1 pseudogene is annotated in these 623 nt (G+C 34.5%); it reads left to right on the forward strand.

Going from position 1 to position 623, the window contains the following annotated elements:
• Window positions 1-142: 142 nt before the first annotated feature.
• Window positions 143-623 (forward strand): annotated as a pseudogene (locus RB298_RS06770) (ATP-binding protein); the annotation flags it as partial.

Genomic DNA, 623 nt, shown 5'->3' on the forward strand with positions numbered 1-623 from the left:
CTTTAAGTCAAGCGTTTATTCGATTTATTTTCCCCTTTAGAAGTCTGTTTATAAACATTTGAAGTTGGGTGCTAAACTTTTTTGCTTTTATGCTACACTTGAAACAACAGCCGAAATTTCATTTCATTAAAAGGAGGAATGTATGCGTTTTCTCAATATGAACAGAAGACCTAGCTTACTTGCCCAAATTACATTACTTATTACGGTAGTTATTCTTGTGAGTACCGTCCTTGTATTCATTTTATTTTCTGCAATGATAGATGAAGTTGTTGAAAAATATGTAGGTAAGCAAGCTATGACAGTAGCAAAATTAGCTTCTGAAGACAAAACGATTGTAAAAGCTTTTAGGAATAAAAATCCTTCTGAGCACATCCAACCTATTGCAGAAAAAATAAGAAAAACCACTGGAGCAGATTACGTCACCATCGCTAATGATAAAGGAATCCGCTATTCTCATCACAATAGTAGCTATATTGGAAAACATACCAAAACAAGCAACGAAGCTTCTTTAAAGGAGCATCAATCCATTATTTATAAAGGAAAAGGAATTTCAGGATTTGCAATTAAAGCCAAGACTCCCATATGGGATAGCCGAGGAAACGTAATAGGCGTTTCTTCAGTAG

Origin of the sequence: Priestia sp. BR_2 (assembly GCF_041954005.1) — a bacterium.
Lineage (GTDB): Bacteria > Bacillota > Bacilli > Paenibacillales > Paenibacillaceae > Paenibacillus_AQ > Paenibacillus_AQ lautus_A.